The sequence below is a fragment of the Nocardioides sp. genome (genome assembly GCF_004803405.1).
Lineage (GTDB): Bacteria > Actinomycetota > Actinomycetes > Propionibacteriales > Nocardioidaceae > Nocardioides > Nocardioides vastitatis.
This window is the reverse complement of sequence record NZ_SSXI01000221.1, coordinates 12,297-30,368: the sequence shown is the minus strand read 5'-3', so window position 1 is coordinate 30,368 and position 18,072 is coordinate 12,297. Positions and strand designations below refer to the sequence as shown.

General features: G+C 72.4%; 16 protein-coding genes. 1 reads left to right on the top strand and 15 read right to left on the bottom strand.

All coding sequences use genetic code 11. From position 1 onward, the window contains the following. Positions 1–1,017, bottom strand: a 1,017-nt coding sequence (locus E7Z54_RS23345) for a hypothetical protein (protein ID WP_168798347.1), incomplete at its 3' end; no start/stop codon positions are given. Positions 1,018–1,096: 79 nt separating this feature from the next. Continuing rightward, positions 1,097–1,588, bottom strand: coding sequence for an O-acetyl-ADP-ribose deacetylase (locus E7Z54_RS14930; protein WP_136434989.1), 492 nt, complete (start codon positions 1,586–1,588; stop codon positions 1,097–1,099). 48 nt (positions 1,589–1,636) lie between these two features. Here E7Z54_RS14930 and E7Z54_RS14925 point away from each other — a divergent pair, with 48 nt between their 5' ends. Further along, positions 1,637–2,548, top strand: a complete 912-nt coding sequence (locus tag E7Z54_RS14925; protein WP_240769701.1) for an alpha/beta hydrolase — start codon at positions 1,637–1,639, stop codon at positions 2,546–2,548. A gap of 6 nt (positions 2,549–2,554) precedes the next feature. Here E7Z54_RS14925 and E7Z54_RS14920 read toward each other — a convergent pair whose 3' ends face one another. The 13 genes from E7Z54_RS14920 to E7Z54_RS14860 form a co-directional block, all read right to left on the bottom strand. Continuing rightward, entirely contained in the window at positions 2,555–3,559 is a 1,005-nt protein-coding gene (locus tag E7Z54_RS14920) for a DNA topoisomerase IB (protein ID WP_136434988.1), read from the bottom strand. Between the two features lie 84 nt (positions 3,560–3,643). Beyond that, positions 3,644–3,916, bottom strand: coding sequence for an acylphosphatase (locus E7Z54_RS14915; protein WP_136434987.1), 273 nt, complete (start codon positions 3,914–3,916; stop codon positions 3,644–3,646). A gap of 105 nt (positions 3,917–4,021) precedes the next feature. After that, positions 4,022–4,354 carry a hypothetical protein gene (locus E7Z54_RS14910; protein WP_136434986.1) on the bottom strand — a complete coding sequence of 111 codons (333 nt, stop codon included), beginning with the start codon at positions 4,352–4,354 and terminating at the stop codon, positions 4,022–4,024. After that, complete coding sequence (locus E7Z54_RS14905; RefSeq protein ID WP_136434985.1) at positions 4,351–6,036, bottom strand: glycoside hydrolase family 13 protein; 1,686 nt, start codon at positions 6,034–6,036, stop codon at positions 4,351–4,353. The genes E7Z54_RS14910 and E7Z54_RS14905 overlap by 4 nt, the downstream gene beginning before the upstream one ends. Before the next feature lie 124 nt (positions 6,037–6,160). Continuing rightward, positions 6,161–8,440, bottom strand: coding sequence for an ATP-binding protein (locus E7Z54_RS14900; RefSeq protein WP_206056252.1), 2,280 nt, complete (start codon positions 8,438–8,440; stop codon positions 6,161–6,163). 227 nt (positions 8,441–8,667) lie between these two features. Next, entirely contained in the window at positions 8,668–9,168 is a 501-nt protein-coding gene (locus tag E7Z54_RS14895; protein WP_136434982.1) for a cupin domain-containing protein, read from the bottom strand. Positions 9,169–9,317: 149 nt separating this feature from the next. Continuing rightward, positions 9,318–10,307, bottom strand: coding sequence for a Gfo/Idh/MocA family protein (locus tag E7Z54_RS14890; RefSeq protein ID WP_168798346.1), 990 nt, complete (start codon positions 10,305–10,307; stop codon positions 9,318–9,320). Positions 10,308–10,406: 99 nt separating this feature from the next. Next, a complete protein-coding gene (locus E7Z54_RS14885) occupies positions 10,407–10,706 on the bottom strand; it encodes a DUF1905 domain-containing protein (protein WP_136434978.1) in 300 nt (99 codons plus the stop codon). A 49-nt stretch (positions 10,707–10,755) separates the two neighbouring features. Further along, positions 10,756–11,748, bottom strand: coding sequence for a hypothetical protein (locus E7Z54_RS14880; RefSeq protein WP_136434976.1), 993 nt, complete (start codon positions 11,746–11,748; stop codon positions 10,756–10,758). 5 nt (positions 11,749–11,753) lie between these two features. Further along, the gene (locus tag E7Z54_RS14875) at positions 11,754–13,007 is read right to left on the bottom strand and encodes a class I SAM-dependent methyltransferase (RefSeq protein WP_136434974.1); all 1,254 of its coding nucleotides are present in this window, start codon (positions 13,005–13,007) and stop codon (positions 11,754–11,756) included. A gap of 90 nt (positions 13,008–13,097) precedes the next feature. Continuing rightward, the gene (locus tag E7Z54_RS14870; RefSeq protein ID WP_240769700.1) at positions 13,098–15,923 is read right to left on the bottom strand and encodes an FAD-binding and (Fe-S)-binding domain-containing protein; all 2,826 of its coding nucleotides are present in this window, start codon (positions 15,921–15,923) and stop codon (positions 13,098–13,100) included. Then, the gene (locus tag E7Z54_RS23795) at positions 15,920–17,176 is read right to left on the bottom strand and encodes a hydroxyacid-oxoacid transhydrogenase (protein ID WP_136434971.1); all 1,257 of its coding nucleotides are present in this window, start codon (positions 17,174–17,176) and stop codon (positions 15,920–15,922) included. The genes E7Z54_RS14870 and E7Z54_RS23795 overlap by 4 nt, the downstream gene beginning before the upstream one ends. After that, positions 17,173–18,060 (bottom strand): NUDIX hydrolase, encoded by an 888-nt coding sequence (locus tag E7Z54_RS14860; protein WP_136434969.1) that lies wholly within the window; start codon positions 18,058–18,060, stop codon positions 17,173–17,175. The genes E7Z54_RS23795 and E7Z54_RS14860 overlap by 4 nt, the downstream gene beginning before the upstream one ends. Between the last annotated feature and the right edge of the window lie 12 nt (positions 18,061–18,072).

Below are 18,072 nucleotides of genomic sequence, written 5' to 3'. Positions count from 1 at the left end.
CCGATCCGCGAACCAGGCCGCGGCCTGCACACTCACCTGGTCCGGGACGGCCACCTCCTCCGGCTGGCGCTGGGGGTCGGCCAGGAGGAACCTCGGGTCGCCGACCACCAGGGCATCGGAGCCCTCGAGCTCGGCGATCGAGCGCCGGGCGTGCTCGTTCGCCGCCTCGGCGAGCCAACGGGGCGCCGTGATCCGCTGCCACGCCGCATCCGCGCGGCCGCCGTCAGCCGGTCGCTCCCCCATCTGCCGAGCGACGCCACGCACCACCTCGGCCCACCTCGCCGCGTCCTCGTCCTGCCCGTCATGGATGAGGTTGAAGGCCCGCAGCATCTCCACCTCGGCGAACGGCAGGGCTGCGTTGTCCATGGACGGGAGCTTCAAGACACCGCTGACGCCGAGCAGGCTCTCGAAGGCGCGCAGGGTGAACAGCCGGTCGGTCGGATCGCCGATGAAGAACACCAACCGGTCCTCCCCGAAGCGGCTACCCCAGTCGTCGATGATGCGGTCGAGGTCGTAGCCACCCAGCCGGAACCCGCCGTCGGCCTCGAACCTCAGCACCGCGTGCAGCCAGTCGTCGAACGAGGTAGCCGCGCCCTCCTTGACTCGCTGCTGCCACAGCGACGGGAGCAGCGCGGTGAGCGACCGCAAGGTGACCACGACGTAGAGGTCCTCGCCCAGCTGCTCCTTCAGCGCCGAGATCCGGTCCGGCGCCGCCGCGCAGAGCGCCTCGCTGGACAGCAGGGTCTGTCGCGCCCGGGAGGTCGCGAAGTCACCGGCGAGCTGCGTCCAGCGGCGACTCAGTCGGCCGTCGTCGCTGTCGTCGGTCCGGCCCGCCCCGTACGCGGCGGCCGCCAAGGGGTGCCGGGACTTGCTCACGTTGTGCACGCCCCGGCTCTCGAGCTCGTCGCGAGCGGCATGGAGCGCAGCCTGAAGGGCGGTGGTTCCTGTCTTCGGGAGGCCGATGTGCAGCAGCCGGGAGCCCGCGGGAAGGGGCTCGGGCAGGTCCACCAGTCGCATGCGGAGAGTTCCTTGGTCGGCGCCGAGATCAGCCCCGCACTCTAGCCCAGGCCCGCCCCCGTAGCTCCGCGCCCGCGACTCAGAGGTGGGCACGCACCAGGTCGTACGCCGACCGGCCGAACGCCACGATCCGCGCGACCTCGACCCGCGTGGTCGCCTCGCGCAGCGTCTCGACCGCGGCAACGACCGCGTCGTCCTTCGGCCAGCCGTAGATGCCCGCGCTGACCAGCGGGAAGGCGACCGACGTCGCGCCCAGCTCGTCGGCGACCGCCAGGGCCCGGCGGTAGCAGGAGGTGAGCAGCGACCGGTCACGTTCGCCCGCGTTGTAGTTGGGGCCGACGACGTGGATCACCCACCGCGCCGGCAGGTCGCCGGCCGTGGTCCAGCCGGCGTCCCCGGTGGCCAGGCCCTCGGGGAAGCGGCGGATGCAGTCCTCGAGCACCGCCGGCCCCCCGGCGGCGTGGATGGCCCCGTCGACTCCTCCTCCGCCCCGCATCGCGCGGTTGGCGGCGTTGACCACGGCGTCCACCTGCTGCTGGGTGATGTCACCCTCGACGACCTCGATCTCCATGGGTCGAGGGTGCCACGCGCGGAGGTGGGCGGACCCTAGGGTGATCTCGTGACGGAGCGGAGGACGATGGTGCGTCGGGTCTCGCGCCGGGGCGTCCTGGCGTCGGCCGGAGGAGCCTTCGGCGCGTTCGTGACGACGGGGGCCGCGGTGGAGACCGAGCTGCTGCCCGGCCGGTCGTGGGTCTACCGCCAGCTCGGTATGGACGGACCCGACGGCATCGTGCCGCGGGTGACCCCGGGACCCTCCACGAGTGGCAGCTTCGTCTCCGAGGCCCGCCAGGGAAGGACGTGCGGCTGGACGGTCGCCTACCCGCCCGGGGAGGCCCGCGCGCTTCCGGTCGTGGTCGTGCTCCATGGCAAGGGAGCCGACCATGCCGACGCGTTCGGCCGCGACGGGCTCGCCCTCGACGTGTTCCTCGCAGAGGCCGTGGGCAGAGGCACCCCGCCGTTCGCGCTCGCCAGCGTCGACGGAGGTGACAGCTACTGGCACGCACGCGAGAGTGGCGAGGACGCGGCGACGATGGTGACCGAGGAGCTGCTTCCGCTGCTGGAGCGCGCGGGGCTGGACACGACCAGGATCGGCCTGCTGGGCTGGTCGATGGGCGGGTTCGGCGCCCTCCACATCGCCTCCGGGCTGGGTCCGGACCGCGTCGCGGCCGTCACCTGCATGAGCCCGGCGCTCTTCCGCGACTACGGCGACACCACGCCCGGGGCGTTCGACGACGAGGCAGACTTCGCGGAGGTGACTCCGTTCGGCCGGCAGGACCGGCTGACCGGGATCCCGATCCGCATCGACTGCGGTGAGGGCGACCCGTTCTACCGGGCCACGCGGGACTACCGCGACAGCTTCGACGAGGCACCCGCCGGCGGATTCGCGCGCGGCGACCACGACCGTGGCTACTGGCGGCGGATCGCGCCGGCCCAGCTCGCCTTCATCGGCAAGGCCCTCCGCGGCGGCTGATCCCCCTCACGAAGCGCGGATCAGCCGGAGTGTGGCTCGCTCCAGCGCGAGCTGCCGGGCATCGACGTCCGGATACGCGCGTCGTACGGCGGCCCGGATGGTCCGGCCCTCGTCGTACGCGTCGACGACCCGCGGGTCGACGTACGCCGATCGCGCCAGCGCGGGGGTGTTGCCGAGGAACTCCGCGACCTCGCGCATCGCCGCCGCGACCGCGCGCTTCCTGGCTGTCTTGCTGGCCTCGGGCCCCGGAGCCTCGGCGAGCGCGGCGGCCGCGAGAACCGTGGCGTGCCAGGTCCGGAAGTCCTTGGCGGTGGCGTCCATCCCGCTGATGTCGCGGACGTACTCGTTGACGTCGGCCGAGGTCAGCGGCCGCCAGCCGCGGCCGTTGCGGCACGCCAGGAGGCACGGGTCCGGCGAGCGCCGCCGACGCATCCGATCGATCACCTCCACCACGTCGGGGTTCTCGATCTCGACGCGGTGCTCGATGCCCGACTTCCCGGTGAACTCGAAGACCAGCCGGCCCCGCTGGCGCTTCACGTGCTGCCGCTCGAGCGTGGTCAGCCCGAACGACCCGTACTCCTCGGCGTAGAAGTCGTTGCCGATGCGGAAGTAGCCGAGGTCCAGCAGCCGCACCGCGAGTGCGCAGGCCCGCTCGAGGTGGAGGTCCTCGCCGGCGAGGTCGAGGGTGACCCGCTCACGAACCTGCGGGAGCCGCCTCCCGAACCGGAGCACCCGGTCGTGCTTCTCCGCGGCCCGCTGCTCGACCCACACCGGATGGTAGAGGTACTGTCGCCGGCCGGCCTCGTCCGTGCCCACCGCCTGCAGGTGGCCGTTGGGGTGGGGGCAGATCCACACGTCCCGCCAGGCAGGCGGGATGACCAGCGCCCTGCAGCGCTCGGCGTCCGCGGGTGGCAGCCGAGAGCCGTCCGCGTCGAGGAAGACGAACCCCTTGCCGGCGCGACGGCGTGTCCAGCCTCGCTGGTCCGGAGAGGTACGACGAAGCCGCGGCATGCTCGACAGGTAACCACGCGAGGGCCGGTCAGACCCTGTCCCGGTGTTCGCCGGTCAGGGGGGCGAGGGTCGGCCGGCGCAGGGTCACCGGGTCTCGAAACGCGGATGTCCCTCGGGTCGCGCCTCAGCCACCTCGACCCGGTCGACCGAGGCCCGTCGACTGCCTCGCCGACACCAGGCGACCAACGCGTCCACTGCATCCGCCTGCCCCTCGAAGTGCCCGCGCACCGAGCCGTCGTACTCGTTGCTGACCCAGCCGGTGACGCCCAGCCGTGCGGCGGTCTCGGCGCACTGTGCCCGGAAGAAGACGCCCTGGACCAGTCCGGTCACCCTCACCTCGACCGCCTTCGTCGTCATAGGACCATGATGCCGCCCTCCGGGGACGCGACGGGCCCGCACTCGGTGTCGTGGGGACTGCCCTCGCGCGCCGGGCTCGCCCTCCCCAGCGTGGGTGCGGATCGCTCAACCGCGGTGGTCCGGGCAGTGGCTGGCGACGACGACCTTGGTCTGGGCGCCGTGGTCGTGTCTCCTCATCACCAGTTGCTCGATGATCGTCAGGTGGCGCAGGTCGGGGACGACCAGCCCCCAGGCGGAGTCGTCGTGGGCCAGCTCGTCCATCAGCGAGTCGAAGACGCCGGCCCTGGTGCCTCGCTCCACGTAGACGGTCCCGAGGCTGAAGTCCTCGCGGCCGGCGAACGTCACGAGCTTGGCCTCCACCCGTCGGATCTCGGCGGTGCTGGCCAGGACGTCGGCCCTGATGTAGCCGAGCAGGACCGGCCGCGGGTAGCTGTTCATCGCGCCACCTCCAGCAGGAACCACCCGGCGGTGTTCGGGGGCAGCTTCTCCCCGACCTCGGGGTCGCTGCCGAGCAGGAGCTGCGAGCCGACCGGCGCGCACACCGGCCGCGGGGAGCAGTTGACGACGCATGCGACGCCGTCGCCGCGGGTGAAGGCGACCACGCCGGAGTCCGCCGGCAGCCAGCGGAACCGGACCGAGGACAGAGCGGGAACCCGTCGTCGTACGGCGATCGCCTCGCGGTAGAGCTGGAGCATCGACTCGCCGGACCCGAGCTGCCGGTCGACGGAGTGGTGGGCGAACCACTCGGGCTGAGGCAGCCAGGTCGGGACCGGCGTGCCGAGTGGGGAGAAGCCGAAGGAGTCCTGGCCTGCCGCCCAGGGCAGCGGGACCCGGCAGCCGTCGCGTCCCCGCCGGGCACCGTCGGTGCGGCGGAACATCGGGTCGGTCAGGACGTGGTCCGGCAGGTCGGTGACCTCCGGAAGCCCGAGCTCCTCGCCTTGGTAGAGGTACGCCGAGCCCGGCAGCGCCAGCATGAGCAGGGCGGCCGCGCGGGCACGGGTGAGACCCAGGTCGATGTCGCCGTGCGCGACTCCGGGTGCTCCGCCGGCGTAGCGGGTCACCGACCTCGGCATGTCGTGGTTGTTGAGCACCCAGGCGACCGGGCTGCCCGCGGCGGCGACCGTGCCCAGACCGCGGTCGATGACCTTCGAAAACTCCTCTGCGTCCCACGGGGCGCGGAGGAACTCGAAGAAGAAGCACTGGTGGAGCTCGTCGGGCCGTTGGTAGTCGGCCAGCTGAGCGGCGTCGAGCAGTCCGACCTCGCCGATCAGCGCTCGTGGCCGCCCGGTCCGCTCGGAGTACCCCTCGGCGAGAGCGCGCCAGCTGCGCCACACGTCGTGGACCTCGGGCTGGTTCCACGCGTACGGGTTGACGGGATCCCCGGTCAGCTCGTCGTCGATGGCGAACGGGTGGTCCGGCAGTCCTTCCCGCTTGTGGAGGCCGTGCGCCACGTCGATGCGCAGCCCGTCCACACCGCGGTCCAGCCAGAACCGCAGCACCTCCTCGAAGTGATCGGCGACGTCGGGGTCACGCCAGTTGAAGTCGGCCTGCTCGGGGGCGAAGGTGTGGAGGTACCACTGCCCGGGCGAGCCGTCGGGCTCGCTGATCCGGCGCCACGCCGGCCCGCCGAAGATCGAGCGCCAGTTGTTGGGCGGCAGCTCGCCGTACTCGCCGCGGCCGTCGGCGAAGTGGAACCGACCGCGTTCGGGGCTCCCCGGACCGGCGGCCACGGCTTCCTCGAACCACGGGTGCTCGATCGAGCAGTGGTTGGGAACGACGTCGACGATGACCTTGATGTCGAGCCGGTGGGCGTCCCGCACCAGCCGGTCGAAGGCGTCCAGGTCGCCGTACTCGGGGTGGACCGCCCGGTGGTCGGCGACGTCGTACCCGTGGTCGTGCTGGGGGGAGGCGTAGAACGGGTTGAGCCAGACTCCGTCCACACCGAGGCTGCGCAGGTAGGGGAGCCGGGAGCGGACGCCGTCCAGGTCGCCGACGCCGTCGCCGTCGGAGTCCTGGAAGCTGCGGACGTAGACCTGGTAGATGACGCCGTTCCGCCACCACTCGAGTACGTCCTGGGATGAACCACTGGCGGAGGAAGGGGCGATCGGTTCGGCGGACATGTGGGGAACCTCGAGTGGTGGGGAACGGCGTTGCCATCACCCTCCGGGTCGGTCCGCCTCCCGGACATCGGGAGAGATACGGGGATCGCTACGTACCTGCCGTCGAGTACGTACGCGCGCGGCGTCAACGAGCCTGCTGCTCGGCGACCCAGCTCGCGACCTGGCCGCGGGAGGTCAGGCCCAGCTTGCCGAGGACGTGGTCGACATGGGTCTCGACCGTGCGCTGGGAGATGACCAGCCGGGTCGCGATCTCCTTGTTGCTGAGTCCTTCGGCGAGCAGGCCGGCGACCTCCCGCTGCCGCCTGGTCAGCCCGCCGGGCGCCTCGGAGGCGGGCCGCCCGGGACCGCCCGCCGGGGCCGGTCGGCCCTCGTACTCGCCCAGTGCGAGCGACACCGCCTCGTCCAAGGAGTACGACGCCCCTGCGGTGAACGCACGTTCGAATGCGGCCGCGCCGATGGCCTCGGCCACCGCTTCCTGCGAGCGCTTGTCGATCTGGATGTAGGGGCTGGTCTCGTCGATCTTCGCCCCGCTGGTCCGCCAGACGGCGTGCGATGCACCGAGCAGTCGCGCTGCGTCCTCGTCGGGCGATGTGGAGGCGGCGCACCAGGACAGCGCCTGGACGCCGAAGCCGATGCCGGTCAGGTCGTGGAGGGGCTGGAACAGGCGCACACATCCGCGCAGGTTCTCGACGGCTCGGGCGTACTCGGCTGCGCGCCAGCTCGCGACGCCGACACACCACAGGGCGTACCCCTTCGAGGACATCGCGCCGTGCTGCTCGGTGAGCGCCAGCGCCTGCTGGCTGAACTCGCCGTCGCGTGGATCCTGGAGGAAGAACGTGGCTGCGGCCAGGAGGACCAGGGCGTCGAACTCGCCGAGCGGTTCTCGCAGCGCGCGGAAGCGGGCACGGGCGTCCTCGAGCAGCTCGATGGCGGCCGGGAGGTCTCCGCGGTAGAGAACCGCGTGACCGCGGAGCTCCGCCACGCGTGCCCGGAGCAGGTCGTCGTCGAACCGCTCGGCGAGCTCGGACGCCTCCCCCAGCATCGTGTCCGTCCGGTCGAGGTCGCCGGCGATCAGGGCCAGGTAGCTGGCGGCCCACAGGCCGTGCGCGCGGCTGGGGGTCGACTCCGTGGCGAGATCGATGGCGCGGCTCAGATACCGGTACCCCTCGCGGAGGAACCCGGCGAACCAGAAGTTCCACAGGGGTGCGGCGATGTCGAAGACCCCCGCCGCGTCGGCCGGGTCCTCGAGGGCGAACTCGAGGGCCGCCCGGAGGTTCCCGTGCTCGCGGCGTAGGCGGATGTACCAGTCGGCCTGGTGCGGACCGAAGCCCTCGGCTGCGTACCGCTCCGCCAGCCCACGGTAGTAGTCCCGGTGCCTGACCCGCAGGGCATGGCCCTGGTCTTCGGAGAGCCGCTCGGCGCCGTACTGCCGGATCGTCTCGAGCATCTGGTACCACGCGGTGGTGTGGCTGGTCGCCTGGATCCGGATCACGACCGACTTGTTCACCAGGCTGGCGACCAGGTTCAAGACGTCGACGGTCGGGATCTCCTCCCCACTGCAGACCTGCTCCGCCGCCTCCAGGTCGAAGCCACCCGAGAACACCGAGAGACGCGCCCACAGCAGCTGCTCGGCCGGTGAGCACAGCTCGTGGCTCCAGCCCACGGCGGCGTCCAGCGCCTGGTGTCGCGCGGGTGCCGCCGAGCGGCCGCTGGTGAGCAGTCGGAAGCGGTCGTCGAGCCGCTCGAGGATCTGCACCGGAGACAGCGTGCGCAGCCAGACCGCGGCGAGCTCGATCGCCAGTGGGATCCCGTCGAGCCGCCGGCACAGCTCGACCACGGCTTCACGGTTCCCGTCACCGATCTCGAAGTCCGGCGCCACGGCCGCGGCGCGGTCCAGGAAGAGCCGCACCGACTCGTAGTGGGCGGCGTCGCCGGCAGCGACGTGCTCGGTCGGCGTGGTCAGCGGGGGCACCGCGATGATCTGCTCCCCCTCGACCCCGAGGACATGCCGGCTGGTGGCGAGGATGCGGAGACCGGGAGCGGCCGCCAGCAGCTTGCTGACCAGGATCGCGCAGGCCTCGGTCAGGTGCTCGCAGTTGTCCAGCACCACCAGCAGCCGCCGCGTCTCGAGGTACGCGGCGAGGTCGCTGGCCGGGTCGGCCGAGACCTGTCGCAGCTCCAGGGCGTTGGCCACGGTGTGCGGCACCAGCTGGGAGTCGTGGAGGGCGGCCAGCTCGACGAACCAGACTCCGTCGGGGAAGGTACGGCGGACCTCGGCCGCCATCCGCAGCGCGAGGCGGGTCTTGCCGACGCCCCCGACCCCGGTCAGGGTCAGCATCCTGCTGCTGGCGAGGAGTCGACGGGTCTCGCTCAGCTCGCGGCGCCGCCCCACGAAGCTGGTCAACTCGGCCGGAAGTGCACCCCGAGCCGCTCCAGCAGATCTCGTCGTCGCCATCGCGCCTCTGTCGTGTCGCTCCAGACAGTTGTCGGGTCGCTGGCACTCGGCGTCCTCGTGCGCCGACGTGCATCCGAGAACGATCAGTCTACGACGGGCCTTCGCTCGCGCGTCGGCTGATCTGGGCCGCCTGAGCTCTCCGTCATCCCGGGCGGACGGAGGGAGGTCCGACGGCCCTAGTCCTTCGGTGGAAGCGGCGGTCCCAACACCGTCTGGTCGTGGCGGCTCATGATCTCCACGAGCGTGGCCCGGTCAGGCACCGGCTCGTCGGAGGGAGGCAGACTGAACGAGCGGGCGGGCGTCGCCACCTCGCGGAAGAACCCCTCGACTCCGGCGGGACCGAAGAAGAGAAGCACTCGCGCGTCGTCGGAGTCAACGTGGAAGGAGTGCCCGATGCCGCGCGGCGTATAGAGGAAGGAGCCCGGCACTCCCTCCACCACCTCGTCGCCGTGCTGGAGGCGAACTTCGCCGGACAGGACGAGGAAGAACTCGTCCTCCTTCTGATGGGAATGGAGCGGAGCTGCGAACCCCTTCCGCGGCCGCAGCTCGAAGGCGGCGAAGCGCCCTTCGGTCTGGTCTGCCGTCGCTCTGAGCAGGCCGAGGGCGCCGTTGAACCACAGGGCCTCGCCGTCGTCGGGGCCCAACGCGTAGGCCCCATTCGTTCGCGGAAGTGACATCAGCCGCTCGCCTTCTTCCCGGCTGGACTTGTCACCTTCCACTCTGCACCCGCGGCACCGGATCGTCCATCGCTCCTGCTGGGGCGGGGAGTTAAAACCTGGGCTCGGAGGGCGCGTGGCCGACGGCCGGTCTGCCGCTGGCCCGGCGCTCAGCCTCGCGACAGCGCTGAGGCCGTCTGCACCTCGGCGGTCGAGGCCCAGGACCCGAGCACCTCCGCCGACCTGTGTGCAGCGCCTTCCAGCAGGCCGGCGATCGACGCGGCCAGGTCCACGCTCAGGCGGTGATCCGCCGGGTCGTCCCGAAGAGCGCGGTAGAGGCCCAGGTATTGCGCGGCCTTCCGGCCCGCGGATCCGGTGTAGCCCAGATGCTCCACGGGGCGCCCCGAGCTGAGCACCAGGGCGGTCATCGACGTGTGGTCCACTCGAACCTCGACGCCGACGTGGTCGAACCGGATCGCCGTCTGCTTGCTGGTGTCTGCGGCCAGCCAGTTCGATGCCAGGACGGTGACGCCGCCGTCATGGTCGAGCGTGGTCATCGCGCGGTCACCCTCCTCGCTGTGCGCCACGACGTGCCAGCCGGTGGCGAACGCCGCAGCGACGCTGAGCTGGTTGGGCCCGGAGTCCACCCAGCTGCTGACGTAGCTGGCGCGTTGCTCCTCCGACAGCCCGGAGTAGGCATCGTTGAACACGCAGAGGATGTGGGACGGCTTGCCCCAGCCGGGATTCTGCTGGACCACGGCCCTCGCCCACTCGACGTCGGGGGAGAAGGCGAAGTGGTGAGCGACCCGTACTCGCGAGGCGACGCGGTCGCGGCCATGGGACCGCTCGAGCTGCCTGATCCCGGAAACACTGGTTGCCAGAGGCTTCTCGCTGAGGATCAGCGCGTCGCAACGATCGAGGACGTCGGAGACGATGTCGAGGTGTGTCCTGGTGGGCGTCGCCACGACCACCAGGTCGGGGTCGACTCCCGCAGCGAAGGCCTGGTCCAGGTCCCGGAACAGCGGGACGACGTCCTGCTGTGCGGGACTCGGGTCAACGCCGCCGACGATCTCGATGCTCGCGTCCGCAGCCAGCGCCTCGCGGTGGGTGCGCGCGATCGTCCCCAGACCGACCAGCAGCACCCGGCGACGACCACCCAATCGAGGTTCCTCCATCCCTCTTCGGCGTCACTGCCCAACGACTCCGCCCAGCCTAGAGCGTCGGCTCGCGAGCGCACCGGACCTCGGCGGCGCGATCGGTCACACCGTGCGCAGCCTCACCACGCAACCCGAGCCCTCGACGAGCCCCTCCTTGGCGCGGACCGCCTTCTTCACGGGCAACAGGAAGGTCTTCTCGGCCGCACTCGGGAACACGCTGGTGCGCCACGTGGTGGCCCCGATGGTGACCTCGACGCGGACGCTGCCGAAGCCCTTGCTCGGCGCGGTCTCGTCGATCGCGTCGGCGACGTCGAAGGGCAGGCTCAGGAAGAACCAGGCTCCGGCCCCCTCCTCGCGCGCCTTCCACTGCCAGAGGTCGGCGGTGAACTGGTGCTCGGTCACCCGTGGAGCGTGTCAGGTCGCGCCGACAGTGGAGGCAGCGCAGCAGAGGTCAGCGCGGACGTAGCGACCGGAGCAGCATGACGACGATCACCAGACCGGCGACCGCGCCGAGCGCCCACGGCCACCAGTCGCGCTCCACGGGCGCCGACTCGCCGGCGTCCGTCGGGGCGGGCGTGGCCGCGGTGGAGGACTCCTCCGACGGCGCCGCGGAGCTCGCCGGCGGAGCGCCGGAGGCGACCTGTGCCCGCACCTCCTCCGGCAGCGCCACGCGCAGCACGTCGGTGCCCTGGCCCTCGCTGCTGATCAGCACCTCCCCCTCCTCGGAGACGGCGATGCCCTCACCCTGCGGCTGCGAGGGCAGGTCGATCAGGGCGACCCGGTCCAGGGCCGGCCAGGTGTAGACCGCGGCTTGGGTGTAGTTGCGCAGCACGAGGTGCCGCCCGTCCGGGAAGAACGCGCCGTCCGTCGCGATCCCGAGCACCTCGTCGACGGCGGTGAGCCGGTTGACCCGGCCCTCGTCGAGCTGCTCGGGGGCCGCGTAGAGCCGGCCGATGAAGGCCTTCGCCACCACGAACACCTGACCGGACCGCGGATGCGTCAGCAGCGTCTCGGCGTCGTGCGAGCCGTCCGGGTAGACCAGGTCGAAGGTCTGGGCCTCCACCTCGGAGTCACCCGGCCCGAACGGCACCCGCGCGATCTGGATCCGTTCGCGCCGGTTCGCGTTGTCGCCGATGTCGCCGACGTAGACGTGACCCTCGTCTGCGGGTGCCAAGGCCTCGATGTCGTCGGCCTCGCCCTGCCACTCGGTCATGCCGACCGTGCCGCCGGTCGTGGGATCGACCGTGAAGATCCGGTTGCGGTCGCCGGAGTCGTTGACCGTCACGACCAGCCCCTGTCGCACGACCAGCCCGCTCGACTCCACGATCTGCTCGTCGGCGAAGGTGAGCACCACGTCGCCGTCCTCCGGCTGGGCCGCGTCGGCGCTGACGAGGAACCCGATACCGAACGGCACCGCAGCCAGGCACAGCAGCAGCTTCTCCACCCGGCTCACTCCCCCGCCCCGGTGCCCGAGCCGGCATCGGCCGCCAGCAGCTCGCCGAGCTTCGGCCGGATGCCCCACGTGGCCACCAGGTCGTCGTACTCCTGCACGGTGCTGGCGGAGCCGCCGTCGCCGGTCCGCACGGCGCGGAGCAGCGTGTTGCGCGGGGTGTGCCGGCTCTCGACGAACTCCATCACCTCCACCCGGTAGCCCTGCGTCCGCAGCAGCAGCGCGCGGAGCGCGTCGGTGAGGGTGTCCGCGAACCGCTCGCGGAGGATGCCGTGCCGGGTCAGCGAGGAGTACGGCGACGGGGTCGGCGTGCGGCGCAGCTGGGCCGCGATGTCGTGGTGGCAGCACGGCGCGGCGAGCACGAGCGGCGCGGCCCACTCGACGGCGCGGGCGAGTGCCTCGTCGGTCGCGGTGTCGCACGCGTGCAGGGCCAGGACGACGTCGGGCGGCTCCGCCAGCGAAGCCTCGCCGATCGTCCCCACCACGAAGTCGGCCTCGATCCCCAGGTCCCGCGCGACGGTCGCGTTGTGCTCGGCCGACTGCGCCTTCACATCGACGCCGGTCAGCCGCACGGGCAGGCCGCGCCGGCCGCCGAGGAACCGGTGTGCGGCGAAGGTCAGGTAGCCGTTGCCGCAGCCGAGGTCGACGATCCGCAGCGGGTCGTCGGCGGTCGGCGTGCGCACGTGGCCCTTCTCCATCGCCTCGTCGATCGAGCGGTCGAGGATCCGGAGGAAGTCCTCGACCTGGCGGTACTTCGCCATCCGGCTCGGCTTGATCCGGCCCCTGGCGTCGGCCAGGCCCAGCGCCGCGAACACGGGGTCGTCCTCTTGCAGCAGTCGCTCCTTGGCGCGGTCGTGGCTGCGGTCCGGCTCGCCTGCTTGCCCGGAGCCGGCGGCGGCCGCGGAGGTGTGGGTCGCGGCGTCGCCCTTCTTGGTCACCCGCAGCGTCAGCCGGCGGTCGGTCGTCTCCACCGTCCAGTTCCCGAAAGGCTCGGCGAGCAGCGCGTCGACGGCGGCGTCGGCAGCCTCCCCCCGGAGGTGGTTGGAGGTGTGGGCCTGGGTGGCGTCGTAGGCGACCACCTGGAGGTGGCGCCCGGCCTTCAGGTCCACCCAGCGCAGCTCGACCCGGCGCCAGGGCGGCGTCGTGGAGCGCTGGCGGCCGGACCCGACGGCCCGGATCAGCCGGTCGTCGGCGAGCAGATCCTCGCGGACCCGGGCGAGGCCGCGGTCGAGGGGCTCGGTGGTGCTGCTCATCGACGGCTCACTTGACCAGGGCGGCCACGACGACGATCACCAGCAATGCCACCAGTGCGGCAGGGATGAGCAGTCGGCGGTGGCGCGGGTTCACTCCTCGATGTTAGAGGCGAGCAGCTCGGCCAGGTGCATCGACCGCACCCCGGCCAGGTCCTCGAGCTGCAGGGAGCAGGAGAGCCCGTCGGCGAGCACCACGGTGCCCGGCTCGGCGGCGAGGGCGTCCCTGACCGCCGGCAGCAGGTGCGTCTGGGCCACCGCGACGGAGACGTCGTAGTGCTCCATGCCGAAGTTGCCCGCCAGCCCGCAGCAGCCGGGGACCCGGGTGAGGGTGGCTCCGGTGCGTCGGAGCAGGCCCTCGTCGGCGTTCCACTTGAGCACCGCGTGGTGGTGGCAGTGCGGCTGGGCGACGACGGTCGTGCCGGTCAGGTCGGGCAGCGGCAGGTCGAGCTTGTTGACCAGCTCGGCGAACGTGAGCACGCCTGTCACGACCGCCGTGGCCGCGGCGGGGTCGTCCGCGAGCTCGACCGCGTCCGACCGCAGCGCGGCCAGGCAGGAGGGTTCGAGCGCGATCACCGGCACGCCGGAGGAGACGTACGGCGCCAGCGTGGCGAGCGTGCGACCCACGATCCGCCGTGCGGCGTCAAGCTGCCCGGTCGTGATCCAGGTGATCGCGCAGCAGGCCGGCTCGTCGATCACGCGCACCCTCAGGCCTGCGCTCTCGAGGAACCTGACCGCCGCGATACCCGGGCCGGTGCGGAAGTGGTCGGTGAAGGAGTCCGCCCAGATCCAGACGTCCACCCCCTCCACCTCGCGAGTTGGGACCTTCCCCGCCCCGAGTTGGGACTTCCCCGACACCGAGTCCGGACCTTCGCGACGCCGCGCCCACCGCCGCAGGGTCAGCGGCGCGAACGTCGGCAGCGAGCGGCGGCCGTCGACGCCGACCGCCTTCTTGGCAAGGGTCGAGAGCGGCCCCACCTTCATCGCGGCGTTGGCGATCCGCGCCGTCGGTGCCGCCATCCTGGCCCAGCGCGGCAGCCGGCCCATCGTGTAGTGGGTGCGCGGGCGCCGCCTTCCGGCATAGGTCTGGTGCAGCACCTCGGACTTGTACGTCGCCATGTCGACGCCGGTCGGGCAGTCGGACGCACAGCCCTTGCACGACAGGCAGAGGTCGAGCGCCTCGTGCACCGCCGGATCGGCGAGCCCCCGCACGAGCGACCCGTCGAGCGCCTCCTGCAGCACCCGCGACCGGCCCCGCGTGGAGTCCTTCTCCTCGCCGGTCGCCAGGAAGGACGGGCACATCACGCCGCCTGCCGTCAGCGACGGCACCACGCACTTGCCGACCCCGGTGCAGCGGTGCACCGCGGTGCCGAGCGACGCGTCGTGGGTGAGCCGGAGCGCGGAGCGGACCTCGGCGACCGGCCGCACCGGGCGCAGGTCGGCGTCCATCGGGGCGGGATCGACCAGCACACCGGGGTTGAGCAGCCCCGCCGGATCAGCCGCGTGCTTGACCGCGCGGAAGAGTCGCAGGGACGTTTCGTCGTACATCAGCGGGAGGAGCTCGGACCGCGCGCGGCCGTCACCGTGCTCGCCGGACAGCGACCCGCCGTACTCCTTGAGCCGCAGCGCACCGGCGGTCAGGAAGTCACGGAAGATCCTGGCCGAGGCGGGGTCGCCGGCCTCGAACGGGAAGTCGATCCGGACGTGCACGCAGCCGTCGCCAAAGTGGCCGTACGGCACGCCGTCGAGGTCGTGCTCACGAAGCAGCGCGTCGAAGTCGCGCAGCCAGGCGCCGAGCTGGGCAGGAGGTACGGCGGCGTCCTCCCAGCCCGAGTAGGCCGGCGTCTCGAGGCTGCGTGCGGCGAGCCCGGCGCCGTCCTCGCGGATCCGCCAGATCGCCGCGGCCTCCGGAGCCGAGGTGACCACGCGGGAGTCGAGCGCCCCGGACGCGGCGGCGAGCCGCGCTATCACGTCGGTGGCATCGGGTCCGGCGGCCTCCGCGAGCAGCCAGCCCGCCCCGCGCGGCAGGTCCGGCACCGGCCCGTTGGCGCGGACCAGGTCGACGAGCCGCGCGTCCAGGCCCTCGCACGCGACCATCGCCCCGTCCCCGGCCGCAAGGAGGGCAGGTACGGCGTCGGCGGCGTCGGGCATCGAGGGGTAGCCGAGGACGAGCAGCTGTCGCGGCTGCTCCTCCACGAGCGCGACCGTGACCTCGCGCAGGATCCCCAGCGTGCCCTCCGAGCCGGCCAGGAACCTGGCCAGCCCGGGACCGTCCCGCAGCGCCTCGGGCAGCAGGTGCTCCAGTGAGTAGCCCGACACCTGCCGAGTGAAGGTGCCGAACGCGGTGCGGACGTGACCGAGCTCCGCGGCGACCACCGCGGCCAGACGCTGCTCCACCTCCCCCGGCGCAGCGCTGCGGTCGCCCCAGAGCACCTCGACGGCGCGGATCGTGTCGGAGGTGCGGCCGTAGCCGAGCGCGCGTGAGCCGCACGCGTTGTTGCCGACCATGCCGCCGATCGTGCAGCGGGTGTGGGTCGAGGGGTCCGGACCGTAGCGCAACCCGTGCCGCGCGGCGGCTGCCTGCAGCCGGGCGTGCACGACGCCCGGCTCGACGCGCGCCGTCCTGGCCTCGGGATCGATCTCGAGCACCCGGTCCAGGCGTCGGGTGTCGACGACGATGCCGGTGCCGACGGCGTTGCCAGCGATGGAGGTGCCGGCACCGCGCATGGTCAGCGGCACCCCCGCATCGGTCGCCACCTCCAGCACCGCGGACAGCTCGTCACGATGCCGCGGTCGCGCGACGACGGCCGGCAGCACCCGGTAGAGCGAGGCGTCGGAGGAGTACAGGGCGCGCGTCAGCGTCGAGTCGTCGGCGTCGACACCGTGCCCGCGCAGCGCCGCGACGAGGTCGCCGCTCACCAGTGCACCATCGAGCCGCTGATGATCTCGCCGAGGTCCTCGGCCGTGACGTCCTTCGGGGCAGTGGCGAGGAGGCGCTGCTGCTGGAGGGCACCGTCGACCAGGTCGTCGACATCGGCCTCGCCGTAGCCGACCTCGCCGAGGCCGTTGGGGATCCCGATGTCCCGCATCAGGCCGGTGAGCACGTCCGGGAGCGTATCGGGACCGTCGCCCGGCGCCGACGGGTCGAGCAGTTGCGCGGCGCGCAGGTGCCGCTCCGGTGCGGCGTCGAAGGTGAACCGGAAGGCCGCGGGGGCCGTGAGCGAGACCGCCAGTCCGTGCGGCACAATCGGCTCCTCGGCCGGGTAGCCCGTCGGCCGGAAGTCCCGCACCCGGCCGGCGATGGGATACGCGTTGGCGTGCGGGATGTGCACGCCGGCGTTGCCGAAGCCGAGGCCTGCGAAGGTCGCGGCGAGCGCCATGTCCTCGGCGGCGGCCGGATCCTGGCGCACGGCTCCGCGGAAGGCCGAGGACAGCAGTGCGAGCGCCCGCTCGGACCAGAGGTCGGAGATCGGGTTGGCGCCGCAGTAGGGCACCCGTTGCTCGGGACTCTTCGGCTCGAAGTCGCCGTACCAGCGGGCGGTGTAGCTCTCCAGGGCGTGGCAGAGGATGTCCATCCCGGCGGCCGCGACCACGCCGGGCGGTTGGGTCGCGGACAGCGCCGGGTCGACCACGGCCAGCCTGGGCCGCAGTGCGGGATGGCTGATGCCGGTCTTCACCTTCATCGACAGCACGTCCATCACGCAGATCGTGGTGGACTCGCTGCCCGTCCCGGTGGTCGTCGGTACGGCGACCAGCGGCAGCACCGGGTTCTGCGGCGCCCGGGCCCGGCCCACCGGGGCGTTGATGTAGTCCATCAGCTCGCCGGGGTTGGTCACCATCAGCGCGACCGCCTTGGCGGTGTCGATCGACGACCCCCCGCCGACCGCGACCAAGGCGTCGAAGGGCCCCTCGGCGCGAGCGAACGCCACCGCCTTCCCGATCGAGACGTCCGTCGGCTCGACCCGCACCCTGTCGAAGACGACCACCTCGAGGCCGTGGTCACGCAGACCCTCCTCCACGGCGGCCGGGTGACCCGCGGCGGCGACCCCCGCGTCGGTGACCAGCAGGACCCGCTTCGCGCCCCAGCCGGTGACGTCGTACCCGATCTCGCGCGAGGCGCCGCGTCCGAACTTCAGGCCCGGCGCGGCGTAGGTGAAGACCGTCTCGCTCACCGGGTCAAGTTATCGCCCGCGGCCGCGACCGCGACACGCACCAGCTCGGTCACCTCGCGCGACCCGTCCGCGATCTCGCTGAGCGGCACCCACTCGGCGGCGTCGGTCGTGCCGTGAACCTCCACCACGCCGGGCTCGGCTCCGGCACGGATCGTCGCCCAGTGCACGAGCTGGATGGCGTGGAAGTCCTCGTGCCGGCCGTGGGGGGCGGTGCCGGAGAAGTGCACGTCGTGGACGGTCATCAACGGGCCGATCTCGGCCTCGAGCCCGGTCTCCTCCCGCACCTCGCGGGCGACCGCGGCGTCCGGTGCCTCGCCGTGGTCGATGCCGCCGCCGGGCAGGCTCCAGATCCCCGGACTGGGGCCGCGCACCGAGTTGCGGGTCAGGAGCAGCCGGTCGCCCTGCACGACGTAGGCGTAGGCGGCGACGCGCTGCAGCGGCTTCGGGCGGTACGACGCCAGCGCCTCGATCACCAGCGCGACCGTGGGCACCGAGCCGTCGAGCACGCCCGCGATCGGCTGCCACGCGGCGTCCGCGGTGGAGCCGTCGACCTCGATCACGCGCGGCTTTGGTGCATCCGGCGGCACCCACCCCTCGTAGACGATGCGTACCGAGTGGGCGTCGACCCGGCGCCCCCGGCGCCATGAGTCGGCCACGTGGAGGGAGAAGACCTGCGCGGTCTCGCCGATCTCGGCCCGCAGGCCGGTCTCCTCGTACACCTCGCGGACGACCGCGTCCCGCGGATCCTCACCGTGGTCCACCCCGCCGCCGGGCAGCGACCACAGCTCGTGGCGCGTCACCCGCTCCGAGAGCCGCGACAGCAGGATCCGGTCACCGCGGACGATGACGGCGTACGCCGCCAGTCGCTGCACCCGCTGCGCCATCGCGCCGTCCCT

Excerpts from the sequence above, each read along its gene's own strand:
- E7Z54_RS14930 (WP_136434989.1), bottom strand. The coding sequence starts at position 1,588 with ATGGAGATCGAGGTCGTCGAGGGTGACATCACCCAGCAGCAGGTGGAC.
- E7Z54_RS14920 (WP_136434988.1), bottom strand. The coding sequence starts at position 3,559 with ATGCCGCGGCTTCGTCGTACCTCTCCGGACCAGCGAGGCTGGACACGC.
- E7Z54_RS14915 (WP_136434987.1), bottom strand. The coding sequence starts at position 3,916 with ATGACGACGAAGGCGGTCGAGGTGAGGGTGACCGGACTGGTCCAGGGC.
- E7Z54_RS14910 (WP_136434986.1), bottom strand. The coding sequence starts at position 4,354 with ATGAACAGCTACCCGCGGCCGGTCCTGCTCGGCTACATCAGGGCCGAC.
- E7Z54_RS14905 (WP_136434985.1), bottom strand. The coding sequence starts at position 6,036 with ATGTCCGCCGAACCGATCGCCCCTTCCTCCGCCAGTGGTTCATCCCAG.
- E7Z54_RS14895 (WP_136434982.1), bottom strand. The coding sequence starts at position 9,168 with ATGTCACTTCCGCGAACGAATGGGGCCTACGCGTTGGGCCCCGACGAC.
- E7Z54_RS14875 (WP_136434974.1), bottom strand. The coding sequence starts at position 13,007 with ATGAGCAGCACCACCGAGCCCCTCGACCGCGGCCTCGCCCGGGTCCGC.
- E7Z54_RS14860 (WP_136434969.1), bottom strand. The coding sequence starts at position 18,060 with ATGGCGCAGCGGGTGCAGCGACTGGCGGCGTACGCCGTCATCGTCCGC.